Raw genomic sequence first — 12,965 nt, forward strand, 5'->3', positions numbered from 1 at the left:
GGCCTAAGCCCCAGCCAGCCGCGCCTGCGGCCTGCGCGTGCGCAGGTACAGCCAGCCGGTGATGCTCAGGTTCAGCAGGTTCCAGCCGAGGCCGTTGACGAACGCCGCGTGGTAGCCGCCGGTGACGTCGAAGATCCAGCCCGACATCCAGCCGCCCAGCGCCATGCCCAGCATGGTGGCCATGATGACGGCGCCGACGCGCGCGCCGGCCTCGCGCGGCGGGAAGTGCTCGCGCACGATGATGGCGTAGGAAGGCACGATGCCGCCCTGGAACAGCCCGAACATGGCCGAGATCAGGTACAGCGGCACCAGCCCGTCGAAGGGCAGGAACATGAGCAGCGCCAGCCCTTGCAGCACCGAGCCCAGCAGCAGCGTGCGGATGCCGCCGATGCGGTCGCAGATCAGGCCCGAGACCAGCCGGCTGACGATGCCGCAGGCCAGCATCAGCGACAGCATCTCGGCGCCGCGCGCGGCGCCGTAGCCCAGGTCGGTGCAGTAGGCGACGATGTGCACCTGCGGCATGGCCATGGCCACGCAGCAGGCCACGCCGGCCACGCACAGCAGCCACTGCGCGTGCGCGGGCGGCAGGCCGAAGGGGCGGTCGGTCGGCACGGCGCGGCCCGCCGCTGCCGCAGCCACCGGCGCCACCGCCGGCGGCCGTTGGCGCATGTACAGCGCCAGCACCGCCATGCCGATGCCGCACACCAGCCCCAGCACGACGTAGGTGGGCCGCCAGCCGTAGTGCGCGATGCCCCACTGCGCCAGCGGCGGCCAGACGGCGCCGGCCAGGTAGTTGCCGCTGGCGCAGATGGCCACCGCGATGCCGCGCCGCTTGGCCCACCACAGCGTGGTGTCGGCCATCAGCGGTGCGAAGGTGGCCGCGCCGCCCAGAAGGCCCAGCAGCGCGTGCGCGGCGCCGAAAGCCCAGATGCTGCCCGAGAAGGCGGCCCACAGGTAGCCGCCGCAGACCGCTGCCGCGCCCATCGCCAGCACGCGCGCGATGCCGTGGCGGTCGGCCAGCCGGCCGGTGAGGATGCCGCCCAGCCCCAGGCTGACCACCATCAGCGTGTAGGGCACCGACGCCGTGCCCCGCCCGACGCCGAACTCGGCCTGCACCGCCGGCAGCACCACCGATACCACGTACATGCTGCTGTTGCCCAGCGCCACCAGCCCCAGCGTGGTGACCAACCGCCAGGCGGCGGTGCGCGAGTCGATCAGGCTGGCGTCGGCGGGCGCTGCGGCGTGGCGCATTGCCGTTCAGCCGAAGCTGCAGATGTAGTGGTAGGCCTCGGCCACGCGGATGTCGAACGACGAATTGGCGGGTGCGCTGAACCGTTCGCCGGGGCCCGACTTCTTCCATTCGTCGCTGCCGGCCAGCCTGTATTCGCAGGCGCCGGCCACGCATTCCATGACCTCGGCCGCGCCGGTGTTGAAGGTCAGCGTGGAGGGCAGGATCACGCCCACCGTGCACTTGCGCCCGTCGGCGAAGGTGACGCCGTGCGAGACGCACTTGCCGTCGAAGTACACGTTGGCTTGGGTCGAGACGGACACGCCGTCCAGCGAGGTGAGGGCCATGATGCAGGGAGGAGAGAAAAAGAAGAAGCGCCGGGCCCGATCGGGGCCCGGCGCGGAGGCGATTGTAGAAAGGCGCCGACGCCTCAGCGCCAGCCGCGGTGCCAGTGGCGGTGGCCGTGGTGCCAGCCGCGCGCGTAGCCCAGGTTGAGCGACACGCCGACCGGCGGATAGACCCAGGGCGCCGGATAGGCGTAAGGCGCGGCGTAAGCCGGGGCCACGTACACCGGCGCGGGGTAGGCCGCGGGCGGGGCGCCGTACGGCACGCCGGCGCCCGAGACCACCACGCCGGGCTCCGGCACGACCTGCGCCGGATCGGCGCCGGGCTGCGGCGGGGGCATGTCGTTGTCCGCCAGCTCCGGCTGCGGCGCGACGGGGTAGGTGGTGACGCCGTAGGGGCTCACCTGCACCGGAATGGTCGGGCCCGGCGGGCCGTCGGTGCGCGTGGTGTAGGTGCGTCCGGCGTATTCGTAGGTCACCGAGTAGCCGACCGTGCGACCCTGCTCGGTGACCGGCTCACTGGCGATCACGCGGCCCTGCTCGGTGCCGGGCTGCGCCTGGACGCCCAGGCAGGCGCCGGCCAGCAGTGCGGCCGCCAGCAGGCGCGGGGCGGGGAATCTGGCCATGAGGATCTCCTTGTGTGACGAGGCAACGGGGCAATTGGACGCCTGGCAGGCGCCAAGGTTCAACCCCGGCGCCCGGCCAGCGCTTGCCAGGCCTGCGCGTCGAAGCCGGCCGTGACCTGCGCCCTGGGGGCCCATTCGACCACCGGCCGCTTGACCAGGCTGGGGTTCGCCGCCAGCACCCGTGCGGCCGAGTCCGCGTCCACGACGCCCTCGCGCGTGGCGGCGTCCAACTGGCGCCAGGTGGTGCCGCGCCGGTTGACCAGCGCTTCCCAGCCGAGCGCGGCGATCCAGCGTCGCAGCGCGTCGGCCGGCACGCCTTCCTTCTTGAAGTCGTGGAAGCGGTAGGAAACGCCCTGTCCGTCGAGCCATGCACGGGCGCGCTTGACGGTGTCGCAGTTCGGGATGCCGTAGAGGTCGATCATGGCGCCGGATCATCCCCGAAACCGGGCCGGGCCGCTTTGCGACAATGCCGCCCTCCATGAAGACACTGGCCGACTGGCTCGCGCACGCCGAGCGACTGCACGCGAAGAACATCGAACTGGGCCTCCCGCGCGTGCGTGCCGTGGCCGACCGGATGGGGCTGGCCTTCGGCTGCCCCGTCATCACCGTGGCGGGCACCAACGGCAAGGGCTCCACCTGCGCCATGCTGGAGTCCATCCTGTCCGAGGCCGGGTACCGCACGGGCGTCTACGGTTCGCCGCACCTGGTGCACTTCGAGGAGCGCCTGCGTCTGGGCGGCACGCCGGTCGACGCCGACAGCCTGCCGCCGTACTTCGAGGCGGTGGAGCGCGCACGGGGCGACATCTCGCTGACCTACTTCGAGTTCACCACCCTGGCGCTGTTCGCGCGCATGGCCGACGCGAAGCCGGACGTGGCGATCCTGGAGGTCGGCATGGGCGGCCGGCTGGACGCCGTCAACATCATCGACGCCGACTGCGCGGTGATCACCAGCATCGACCTCGACCACACGGAATTTCTCGGCCCCGACCGCGAGCGCATCGGCTTCGAGAAGGCGGGCATCATGCGTCCCGGCCGGCCGGCCGTCGTCAGCGATCCGGTGCCGCCCAAGAGCGTGGTGGCGCACGGCGAGGCGATCGGCGCCGACCTGTGGCTGTCGGGCCGCGACTTCAACGTCGCCGGCGACCGCCAGCAGTGGTCGTGGGCCGGGCGCGGGCGGCGCTATGCCGGGCTGGCCTACCCGGCGCTGCGCGGCGCCAATCAGCTCATCAACGCGGCGGGCGTGCTGGCCGCGCTGGAGGCGCTGCGTCCGCAACTGCCGGTGACGGCCCAGGCCGTGCGCACCGGCCTGGCCCTGGTTGAACTGCCCGGCCGTTTCCAGATCGTGCCCGGCCAGCCGGCGCTGGTGCTGGACGTGGCGCACAACGGCCACGCCGTGGCGGCGCTGGCCGAGAACCTCGACGCGATGGGCTTCTACCCGGTGACGCACGCCGTGTTCGGCGCCATGGCCGACAAGGATCTGGCGGCGATCTTCGCGCGCATCGGGCCGCTGGTGGACCGCTGGTACTTCACCGACCTGCCGACGCCGCGGGCGGCCCGCGCCGCCGATCTGGCCGCCGCCTGGCAGGCGCAGAACACGCGCGCGGACGCGGCCTGCAGCACGCATGCCTCGCCCTCCGAAGCGCTCGCCGCGGCGGTCGCCGCCGCAGGGGCGGCTGATAGAATCGTGGTCTTCGGTTCCTTCTTCACCGTGGGTGGGGTGCTCGAGCAGGGCGTGCCCCGCCTGCAGGCCCGGCACCTCCAGCCGGGCGCCTGATCCGGCCCCGCCTTTCGGGCTCCACCACACGCGACATTCATGGCGTTCTTCAAGTTCCGCTCGCAGGGCCAACCGGGCAACGACGCACGCAGTGCTGCCGCGGCGGCTCCGGCGGAAAGCGTGGAGTCCATGCGCCGGCGCGCGCGGCACCGGCTGCTGGGCGCGGCGGTGCTGGTGCTGATCGGGGTGATCGGCTTCCCGCTGCTGTTCGACACCCAGCCGCGGCCGGTGGCGGTGGACATTCCGATCGAGATCCCCGACCGCAACAAGGCCAAGCCGCTGCCGGTGCCCGAGGCGCCCGTTGCGCAGCGCAGCGGCGCCGCTGCTTCCTCCGACGACGGCGTGATCACCGAGCGGGCCGACGGCAGCGAGGTCGTGGCCAGCGCGCCGCCGCCCGCCCCGGCGCCGCCGCCGGCCCCCGAGCCCAAGCCGGCCCCGCCGCCGGAACCGAAGCCCGATCCCAAACCGGAGCCCAAGCCCGAATCGCGGCCGGCGCCGGAGCACAGGCCGGCGGAGGCCAAGCCCGCCGAAGCCAAGCCTGCTGCCAAGCCGGCCGGCCGCGACGACGGCAGCCGCGCCCTCGCGCTGCTGGAAGGCCGCTCGTCCGCGGCGGCCAAGCCGGCCGCCGAAGCCAAGCCGCCGGCGGCCGAGGCCTCGGGCCGCTTCATCGTGCAGGTCGGCGCCTTCGCCGATGCCGGCAAGGCCAGCGAAACGCGCCAGAAGCTGGAGAAGGCCGGGCTGAAGACCTACACCCAGGTCGCCAAGACGGCCGCCGGCGAGCGCACCCGCGTGCGGGTGGGGCCGTTCTCCTCGCGCGCCGAGGCCGACAAGGCCGCCGAGCGCATCAAGGGCCTGGCGCTGCCCGCCGCCGTGCTCAGCCTGTAGCAGCGCGCGGTGCGGCCGTGGCCTTGTTCGACTGGATCGCGGTGGCGCTGATCGGGGTCTCGATGCTGCTCGGCCTGTGGCGCGGGCTGGTCTTCGAGGTCATCACCCTGGCGGGCTGGATCGCCGCCTTCCTCTTCGCGCAGGCCTTCGCCGCCGACGTCGGCGCCTGGCTGCCCTTCGGCGACCCGCAGGCGCCGTGGCGCTACGCGGCGGGCTTCGTGCTGGCGTTCGTGCTTATCGCCTTCGCCGGCGGGCTGGTGGCTGCGCTCACGCGCAAGCTGGTCACGGTGGCCGGGCTGCGGCCGGTGGACCGCATGCTGGGCATGGCCTTCGGCACGGCGCGCGCCGTGGTGGCGCTGCTGGTCGTGGCGGTGGTGGTGCACATCCTCGCCCTGGGCCAGGACGCCTGGTGGCGCGAGTCCGCCAGCGCCCCCTGGCTGGATGCGGCATTGCAGGGCATCAAGCCCGCGCTGCCCGAAAAGTTGGCAAGCTATCTCCCCTGAGAGGATCACCCCATGTGTGGAATCGTCGGCGTCGTCAGCAGCGCCCCCGTCAACCAGTTGCTCTACGACGCCATGCTGCTGCTGCAGCACCGCGGGCAGGACGCCGCCGGCATCGTCACGATGCTCGAGCGCAAGTTCTTCATGCACAAGGCCAAGGGCATGGTGCGTGATGTGTTCCGCACCCGCAACATGCGCGCGCTGCCCGGCAGCGTGGGCCTGGGCCAGGTGCGCTACCCGACGGCCGGCAACGCCTACAGCGAGGAAGAGGCCCAGCCCTTCTACGTCAATGCGCCCTTCGGCATCGTGCTGGTGCACAACGGCAACCTGACCAACGCGCATGCGCTGCGGGCCGAGCTGTTCTCCACCGACCACCGCCACACCAACACCGAGAGCGACTCGGAGGTGCTGCTCAACGTGCTGGCGCACGAGATCGAGCGCGCCACGCGCGGCGTGCCGCTGCGCATCGACGACATCTTCACCGCGGTGGAGGCGGTGCACCGGCGCCTGCGCGGCTCGTATGCCGTGGTGTCGCTCATTGCCGGCCACGGGCTGCTGGTGTTCCGCGATCCGTACGGCATCCGCCCGCTGTGCCTGGGCCGCAACGCCGAGGGCGCCTGGATGGCGGCCAGCGAGTCGGTGGCGCTGGAAGGCTCCGGCTTCACTTTCGAGCGCGACGTGGCGCCCGGCGAGGCCGTCTTCATCGACCTGCAGGGACAACTGCACGTGCGCCAGTGCGCCCAGGCGCCGACGCTGCATCCCTGCATCTTCGAGTACGTCTACCTCGCGCGGCCCGACTCGACGCTGGACGGCATCTCCGTCTACCAGGCCCGCCTGAACCTGGGCGAGACGCTGGCGCAGCGCGTGATCTCGACCGTGCCGCCGAACGAGATCGACGTGATCGTCCCGATCCCCGAGTCCAGCCGCCCGAGCGCCACGCAGCTCGCACACCTGCTGGGCATCCCGTACCGCGAGGGCTTCGTGAAGAACCGCTACGTGGGTCGCACCTTCATCATGCCGGGGCAGGGCGTGCGCAAGCGCTCGGTGCGGCAGAAGCTCAACGTCATCGGCAGCGAGTTCAAGGACCGCAACGTGCTGCTGGTGGATGACTCCATCGTGCGCGGCACCACCAGCCGCGAGATCGTGCAGATGGCGCGCGACGCCGGCGCGCGCAAGGTCTACCTGGCGAGCGCCGCGCCGCCGGTGCGCTTTCCCAACGTGTACGGCATCGACATGCCGACCAAGGACGAACTGGTCGCGCACGGCCGCAGCGTCGAGGAGATCCGCCAGCTCATCGGTTGCGACGCGCTGATCTACCAGGACGTGGACGGCATGAAGCGCGCCGTGCGCAAGGCGGCCTCCGCCGGCGCGCCGGCCATCGACGGCTTCGAGGCCTCGTGTTTCGACGGCGTCTACGTCACCGGCGACATCGACACCGACGCCATCACGCGCATGAACGGCAACCGGCCCCGCGTCGAGGAAACGGACGTCGACTCCTCGCGCCTGGTGCTGCCCAACCTGAGCTGACCATGACAGACCGATCCCTGCCCGCCGGGCTGCGTCCCGAGACGCTGGCCGTGCGCACCGCCATCGAACGCAGCCAGTACGGCGAGAACTCCGAGGCGCTGTACCTCACCACCGGCTTCGTGCAGCCCGACTCCGAGACCTCGGCGCAGCGCTTTTCCAGCGGCGAGGGCTACACCTATTCCCGCACCTCCAACCCCACCGTCACCAGCTTCGAGCAGCGGCTGGCGGCCATGGAGGGCACCGAGGCCGCCATCGCCACCGCCAGCGGCATGGGCGCGATCCTGCTGATGATCATGGGCCTGCTCAGGGCGGGCGACCACGTCGTGCTGTCGCGCTCCATGTTCGGCTCCACGCTCAACCTGTTCGCCAAGGAGTTCGGCAAGTTCGGGGTGGAGACCACCTTCTGCTCGCAGACCGACGTGGACGAATGGCGCGCGGCCGTGCGGCCCAACACGAAGCTGCTGTTCGCCGAGACGCCCACCAACCCGCTCACCGAGGTCTGCGACATCGCGGCGCTGGCCGACATCGCGCGCGCCGCCGGCGCGCTGCTGGCGGTGGACAACGCCTTCGCCACGCCCATCCTGCAGAGGCCGACGCAACTGGGCGCCGACATCGTGATGCACTCCGGCACCAAGTACCTGGACGGCCAGGGCCGCGTGATGGCCGGCGCGCTGTGCGCCAGCCACGAACTCATCACGAGCAAGTTCGCCCCCATCGTGCGCACCGCCGGCATGGTGCTCTCGCCCTTCAACGCCTGGGTGGTGCTCAAGGGCCTGGAGACGCTGGGCATCCGCGTGAAGGCGCAGTGCGAAAGCACCCTGGCCATCGCCCGCTGGCTGGAGGCGCAGCCGCAGGTGGCGCGGGTGTACTACCCCGGGCTGCCCTCGCATCCGCAGCACGAACTGGCGATGCGCCAGCAGAACGGGCTGGGCGGCGGCGTGCTGTCCTTCCAGCTGGCCGGCGACACGCCCGAGGCGGCGCGCGCGAAGGCCTTCCACGTGATCGACAGCTGCCGCCTGCTGTCCATCGCCACCAACCTGGGCGACACCAAGACCATCATCAGCCATCCGGCCTCCACCTCGCACGGGCGTCTGTCCGAAGAGCAGCGCCAGGCGGCCGGCATCACGCAGGGCACGATCCGCGTGGCCGTGGGGCTGGAGCACATCGAGGACATCCAGGACGACCTGCTGCGCGGCCTGACGACGCTGAGCTGACCCGAGAACAATGAGCAAGACCCGCACCCGCTTCGCCCCGTCGCCCACCGGCTTCATCCACCTGGGCAACATCCGCTCGGCCCTGTACCCCTGGGCCTTCGCCCGCTCCACCGGCGGCGACTTCATCCTGCGCATCGAGGACACCGACCTGGAGCGCTCCACCCAGGCCGCCGTGGACGTGATCCTCGAAGGCATGGCCTGGCTGGGCCTGGACCACGACGAGGGCCCGTACTACCAGATGCAGCGCATGGACCGCTACAAGGCGGTGCTGGCCGACATGCAGGCGCAGGGCCTGGTCTACCCCTGCTACATGAGCGTGGCCGAACTCGACGCGCTGCGCGAGCGCCAGATGGCCAACAAGGAGAAGCCGCGCTACGACGGCACCTGGCGCCCCGAGCCCGGCAAGGTGCTGCCGCCCGTGCCCGAAGGCGTGCAGCCCGTGCTGCGCTTCCGCAACCCGCAGGGCGGCGTGGTCGCCTGGGACGACAAGGTCAAGGGCCGCATCGAGATCCGCAACGACGAGCTCGACGACCTCGTCATCGCGCGGCCCGACGGCACGCCCACGTACAACTTCTGCGTGGTGGTGGACGACATCGACATGGGCATCACCCACGTCATCCGCGGTGACGACCACGTCAACAACACGCCGCGCCAGATCAACATCTTCCGCGCCCTGGGCAAGGAACCGCCGGTGTACGCCCACCTGCCCACCGTGCTCAACGAGCAGGGCGAGAAGATGAGCAAGCGCAACGGCGCCAAGCCCGTCACGCAGTACCGCGACGAGGGCTTCCTGCCCGACGCGATGGTCAACTACCTCGCGCGCCTGGGCTGGAGCCACGGTGACGACGAGATCTTCTCGCGCGAGCAGTTTCTGCAGTGGTTCAACCTCAACCACCTGGGCCGCAGCGCGGCGCAGTTCGACGAGGCCAAGCTGCGCTGGGTGAACGCGCAGCACATGAAGATGACGCCGGACGAGGCGCTGGCGCCGCTGGTGGCGCAGCACCTGGCGAAGGAGGGCATCGTGGCCGACGAGCGCCTGCCCGCCATCTGCGGCCTCTTCAAGGACCGCTGCGACACCACCGTGGTGCTGGCGGGTTGGGCCCGCGCCTTCTATGCGGACGTGCGGGCCAGCGACGCGGACCGGGCGCAGCACCTCACCGATGCCATCCGCCCGGCCGTGGCCGCGCTGGCCCAGAAGCTGGCTGCCGTGGCGGCATGGGACAAGGCCGCCATCGCTGCCGCCATCAAGGAAGTCCTTGCGGCTCAGGGCCTGAAGATGCCCCAGTTGGCCATGCCGGTGCGCGTGCTGGTGATGGGCACCCCGCAGACGCCCTCGCTCGACGCCGTCCTCGCCCTGTTCTCCCGCGAAAAAGTCATCGAGAGATTGAAGACGGCCTGAATTTCGGTATATACTGCGAGGCTCGACACCCAGTAGGGATGAGCGACAAGAAAGGCAACTTTCAAAGCGGTCGATCCGGGGGTATAGCTCAGCTGGGAGAGCGCTTGCATGGCATGCAAGAGGTCAGCGGTTCGATCCCGCTTACCTCCACCAACCAGGTGTCGTAGAAGGTAGAGGGCCGAAAGGTCTTCGTTCCTCAGGTTCTGACCCTATCGTCTAGAGGCCTAGGACATCACCCTTTCACGGTGAGTACCGGGGTTCGAATCCCCGTAGGGTCGCCAAGTTTTGTGGCACTTGGCCTGAGCACTGCAAGGTGCGAAGGCGAAAGTCACACCGACGCGGAGTGGTAGTTCAGTCGGTTAGAATACCGGCCTGTCACGCCGGGGGTCGCGGGTTCGAGTCCCGTCCACTCCGCCATCAGTCAAGAGGGTTAGCGGTTACTACGCCGCTAGCCCTTTTTGCTTTGTGCTCCCTCTGAAGGGGGCAGTCCAGTAGGAGGCCGCTCGCACACGGACCGTGTAATCTCACCGTGTGACAGACGACGTGCCTCGATACCCTGGCGTGCATCGCCGGCCCGACACCAGCATCTATCAGTTCGGCCTCCGTGTGCCGAACGACCTGCGTTCACGTTTCCCTGGGCCGTGGGCCGTGCGCTGTTCCCTGAAGACTGCCGACCTCCGGGAAGCTAACGCGCGGGCCAAGGAACTGCAGGCGACCTGGGAGGTTCGCTTCCAGGCGCTCAGGAATGGCGCCCATGCCGCTATGCCCGGCCCCAGCCAGCCGGCCGCCCCTGACCTGCATGCTCTGCGCGTGGCCTTGCTGGAGCGCGTGGAGGCAGCCTTGCCCAGCATAGACGCCCGGAGCGCCGGAATGTCGGCTGAGGAGAGGCGCCGGCAGATTGATTCCGCGCAGTGGGTCCTAGAGTCGAGGCGTGCTGCCATGCAGGGAGGCTGGGTTGATGACCTCGGCGCAGACGAGTGGATCGAGGAACTTGCGCCAGCACGCCACCCTGCGGCTATTGCCGAGGTACAGGCTGCGCGCGTGCTGTTGTCCGAACTGCATGTGGAGGCCTTGGTCGATACCTCGCGGACGTTCCCGACCCGGGTGCGCAGGCTGAGGGAGCGGAGGGCGCTGCTGGCGCTGGGCGAGTTGGGAGGCTCCGCCGGGGCTACGCCGGGCCCGGCGATTGCGGCGTCGCCAGCGGTTGCGGTGCGCAGGATCGGGGACGCCTATGACCTCTGGTTGCAGGTTCCCCGTCCAGCGAAGACGGCGGCCACCTTCAAGCGCCATGCGGGCATGTTCGCGGACATGATGGGCGATCCGGCGCTGTCGAGCGTGGACAGGCGTGCGGCCTTGCGCTTCCGGGTTGGCTTGCAGGATTGGGCAGTGGAACACAAGAAGACGCCGGCCACGGCGGACAATGTGCTCGTCAGCGTGCGTGCGATCTTCAGCGCAGCGCGCGATCATGGTTGGATCGACAGCACCCCCTTTGCTGACCTGCCGGCCATCAAGGTTGGCGGGGCGCAGCAGCAAGCGCGTGAACCGTGGACCCATGCCGAGTTGGCCGTCCTGTTTGATGATCCGATCTGGACTGCATATCAACTCCCGTTGAGTAGCAAGGCGGGGCGTGCGGCTGCGTACTGGGTGCCGCTGATCGCATGCTTCACCGGCGCCAGGGTGAGCGAGATTGCCCAGCTATGGACCGATGATCTGACCTTGACGCCGGGCGAGGAGGTGATCGAGTTTCGCGCCAGCAAGGATCGTGGGCAGCAACTGAAGAATGCCGGCTCATGGCGCGCTGTGCCGATGCACTCCGAGTTGATCCGCCTGGGGCTGAACGACTATGCGGCCTCGTTGCCTGTCGGGCCTCTGTTTCCCGATCTGCCGACGGCGGGCGTCAACGGGGCGGGCGGGCAGTTCGGCAAGTGGTTCGGCGAGTTCAAGACACGCAAGGGGTTTCCTGGCCGGGCCAAGGCGTTCCACTCGTTCCGCCATCTTGTGGCAACCGAACTACGCCTGAACGGGGCCACGGAAGCCCAGGCGAATGCCATTACCGGACATGCGGGCATCGGGGTTGCTGGCAAGGTCTATGCGGCCACGATCCGGCAGCACGCTAACAGGCTGCGGGACATCATCGAGTTGCTGCGCTTCCCGGAGTTGAGGTTGCCTCGTGTCTACTCGGTCGGCGACAGCGGGCGGAAGGGGCAAAGGGTGTAAGCCGCCGGGCGTGTAGTCCGTGCGAGGGCCGGTGACAGCAAGCGGCGATGCCCGGAGGCTCGCCGATCTGCTATCACCTAAACCGCTAAAGCTGGATGCCTATATACCCTTGTGGGTGTCAGCCTTAACTCGCCGCACGCCGCGCCCGTGTTTCTCCCATCCGTCCGTGCTGCCGACAAGTTGCTCGATAGCTGCGGTGAACTGCTGTCGCACCGCGTTGTCCTTCGGGTCCAAGCCCATGCGTCCTTTCAGTTCCCGGCTACTGATCTGCAGGCGTTCGGCAGGGTAGGAGTCCAGCGTTTCCAGCAGGAGCTGGAGCATGGCAGTGGTCTTACCCGTGCGCATGGATAGCGGTAGATGCTTCGGCTCGGGATACTCCCACACGGCGCCCGGCATGACGGGTTCCAGTAGGCCGCGCAGGTTTGTGTCCTTGTGCAGGATGTGCAGGTGCATGGCCTGGGCCTTGCCGTTCTCCACTACCCGGCAGCTTCCCCGGCTTGCCGCCTGATAGACGCAGTGCCCGATTTCGCTGGCGATCATTTTCTGAATCTCACGCTCGGATGTGTCCTGACGAGGATCGCCTGCCTGCCCCTTGATGGCCGCCGCGATGCTGATGTGATCGCGAGTCAGCACGCCGGCCAGGATGACCGTCTCGCAGTGCTCGTAGCCGTTCAGCCCTTCTTGCTGTCCCCATGTCAGGAACTCAAAGCGCCGCTTGCCTTCGGCAGTGACGGCATCGACGTCAATGCCTTCTTGTCTCAGCTGCGCTTGGATGCGTTTGGTTGGCGTGTCATCGCCCTGGTCCTTAAACGTGAAGATCAGGATGCACCGGCCGGGGTCGGCAGTGAGTTCTGCCTGTACGATGTCCGTCACTTCCTTAGCAAGCTGAGTCGGCCTGTACTTGTTGTCAAGCGCCATCCAGATCTGGCCCCCTGACGACATTGAGTTCTGCCCCCCGGTTGATGATCAGTTCGTTGTCGCTTCGGTATTCGCGCTGGCCTGGTTAACCAGGCCAGCGCGGCGCTTCGTTCTGAGGCGGTAGCTGTCGCCGCGGATCGTGATCACGTGGCTGTGGTGCAGCAGCCGGTCCAGGATCGCTGTGGCGACCACCGCATCACCGAACACGCCACCCCACTCGGCCACCGAGCGGTTGCTGGTCACCAGCATCGAGCCGCGCTCATAGCGGCGGCTGACCAACTGGAAGAACAAGTGTGCGGCGTTGGCCTCGAATGGCAGGTAGCCCAGCTCGTC

13 protein-coding genes and 3 tRNA genes are annotated in these 12,965 nt (G+C 69.2%); 10 read left to right on the top strand and 6 right to left on the bottom strand.

Annotation, left to right across the window (positions count from 1 at the left end; all coding sequences use genetic code 11):
- Nucleotides 1-3 precede the first annotated feature (3 nt).
- From Q392_RS21695 to Q392_RS21710, 4 genes are all read right to left on the bottom strand, one after another.
- Nucleotides 4-1,251: an MFS transporter gene (locus Q392_RS21695; RefSeq protein ID WP_038212213.1), complete on the bottom strand. Its 1,248-nt coding sequence runs from the start codon at nt 1,249-1,251 to the stop codon at nt 4-6.
- A 6-nt stretch (nt 1,252-1,257) separates the two neighbouring features.
- Complete coding sequence (gene ppnP / locus Q392_RS21700) at nt 1,258-1,575, bottom strand: pyrimidine/purine nucleoside phosphorylase (protein WP_038212215.1); 318 nt, start codon at nt 1,573-1,575, stop codon at nt 1,258-1,260.
- An 83-nt stretch (nt 1,576-1,658) separates the two neighbouring features.
- Nucleotides 1,659-2,198 carry a hypothetical protein gene (locus Q392_RS21705; RefSeq protein WP_038212217.1) on the bottom strand — a complete coding sequence of 180 codons (540 nt, stop codon included), beginning with the start codon at nt 2,196-2,198 and terminating at the stop codon, nt 1,659-1,661.
- Between the two features lie 59 nt (nt 2,199-2,257).
- Nucleotides 2,258-2,620: an ArsC family reductase gene (locus Q392_RS21710; RefSeq protein ID WP_038212220.1), complete on the bottom strand. Its 363-nt coding sequence runs from the start codon at nt 2,618-2,620 to the stop codon at nt 2,258-2,260.
- A 44-nt stretch (nt 2,621-2,664) separates the two neighbouring features.
- Here Q392_RS21710 and folC point away from each other — a divergent pair, with 44 nt between their 5' ends.
- From folC to Q392_RS21760, 10 genes are all read left to right on the top strand, one after another.
- Entirely contained in the window at nt 2,665-3,972 is a 1,308-nt protein-coding gene (gene folC / locus Q392_RS21715) for a bifunctional tetrahydrofolate synthase/dihydrofolate synthase (RefSeq protein WP_038212222.1), read from the top strand.
- A gap of 39 nt (nt 3,973-4,011) precedes the next feature.
- Nucleotides 4,012-4,857 (top strand): SPOR domain-containing protein, encoded by an 846-nt coding sequence (locus Q392_RS21720; protein WP_038212224.1) that lies wholly within the window; start codon nt 4,012-4,014, stop codon nt 4,855-4,857.
- Between the two features lie 17 nt (nt 4,858-4,874).
- Nucleotides 4,875-5,360 carry a CvpA family protein gene (locus Q392_RS21725; RefSeq protein WP_038212225.1) on the top strand — a complete coding sequence of 162 codons (486 nt, stop codon included), beginning with the start codon at nt 4,875-4,877 and terminating at the stop codon, nt 5,358-5,360.
- A 12-nt stretch (nt 5,361-5,372) separates the two neighbouring features.
- A complete protein-coding gene (purF, locus tag Q392_RS21730) occupies nt 5,373-6,884 on the top strand; it encodes an amidophosphoribosyltransferase (RefSeq protein ID WP_038212227.1) in 1,512 nt (503 codons plus the stop codon).
- Nucleotides 6,885-6,886: 2 nt separating this feature from the next.
- Entirely contained in the window at nt 6,887-8,098 is a 1,212-nt protein-coding gene (locus Q392_RS21735) for an O-succinylhomoserine sulfhydrylase (protein WP_211260275.1), read from the top strand.
- A 10-nt stretch (nt 8,099-8,108) separates the two neighbouring features.
- A complete protein-coding gene (gene gltX / locus Q392_RS21740) occupies nt 8,109-9,497 on the top strand; it encodes a glutamate--tRNA ligase (protein WP_038212229.1) in 1,389 nt (462 codons plus the stop codon).
- Nucleotides 9,498-9,574: 77 nt separating this feature from the next.
- Nucleotides 9,575-9,650: transfer RNA gene (locus Q392_RS21745), tRNA-Ala, on the top strand.
- 52 nt (nt 9,651-9,702) lie between these two features.
- Nucleotides 9,703-9,778 (top strand) — tRNA-Glu (locus Q392_RS21750).
- Between the two features lie 59 nt (nt 9,779-9,837).
- Nucleotides 9,838-9,914, top strand: a tRNA-Asp gene (locus Q392_RS21755).
- Nucleotides 9,915-10,058: 144 nt separating this feature from the next.
- Nucleotides 10,059-11,714, top strand: a complete 1,656-nt coding sequence (locus tag Q392_RS21760; protein WP_211260276.1) for a site-specific integrase — start codon at nt 10,059-10,061, stop codon at nt 11,712-11,714.
- Between the two features lie 99 nt (nt 11,715-11,813).
- Here the strand turns inward: Q392_RS21760 and Q392_RS21765 are convergent, their stop codons facing one another.
- Both Q392_RS21765 and Q392_RS21770 read right to left on the bottom strand, forming a co-directional pair.
- The gene (locus tag Q392_RS21765; protein WP_157008134.1) at nt 11,814-12,632 is read right to left on the bottom strand and encodes a hypothetical protein; all 819 of its coding nucleotides are present in this window, start codon (nt 12,630-12,632) and stop codon (nt 11,814-11,816) included.
- Between the two features lie 48 nt (nt 12,633-12,680).
- Nucleotides 12,681-12,965 (bottom strand): ATP-binding protein (locus Q392_RS21770; protein ID WP_038212242.1); only part of this gene is annotated, 285 nt, incomplete at its 5' end.

This window comes from Xenophilus azovorans DSM 13620 (assembly GCF_000745855.1).
Classification (GTDB): Bacteria; Pseudomonadota; Gammaproteobacteria; order Burkholderiales; family Burkholderiaceae_C; genus Xenophilus; species Xenophilus azovorans.

Coding starts and splice junctions, on each gene's coding strand:
- Q392_RS21695 (WP_038212213.1), bottom strand. CDS start 1,251: ATGCGCCACGCCGCAGCGCCCGCCGACGCCAGCCTGATCGACTCGCGC.
- gltX (WP_038212229.1), top strand. CDS start 8,109: ATGAGCAAGACCCGCACCCGCTTCGCCCCGTCGCCCACCGGCTTCATC.
- ppnP (WP_038212215.1), bottom strand. CDS start 1,575: ATGGCCCTCACCTCGCTGGACGGCGTGTCCGTCTCGACCCAAGCCAAC.
- Q392_RS21710 (WP_038212220.1), bottom strand. CDS start 2,620: ATGATCGACCTCTACGGCATCCCGAACTGCGACACCGTCAAGCGCGCC.
- Q392_RS21765 (WP_157008134.1), bottom strand. CDS start 12,632: ATGGCGCTTGACAACAAGTACAGGCCGACTCAGCTTGCTAAGGAAGTG.
- purF (WP_038212227.1), top strand. CDS start 5,373: ATGTGTGGAATCGTCGGCGTCGTCAGCAGCGCCCCCGTCAACCAGTTG.
- Q392_RS21735 (WP_211260275.1), top strand. CDS start 6,887: ATGACAGACCGATCCCTGCCCGCCGGGCTGCGTCCCGAGACGCTGGCC.
- Q392_RS21720 (WP_038212224.1), top strand. CDS start 4,012: ATGGCGTTCTTCAAGTTCCGCTCGCAGGGCCAACCGGGCAACGACGCA.
- Q392_RS21705 (WP_038212217.1), bottom strand. CDS start 2,198: ATGGCCAGATTCCCCGCCCCGCGCCTGCTGGCGGCCGCACTGCTGGCC.
- folC (WP_038212222.1), top strand. CDS start 2,665: ATGCCGCCCTCCATGAAGACACTGGCCGACTGGCTCGCGCACGCCGAG.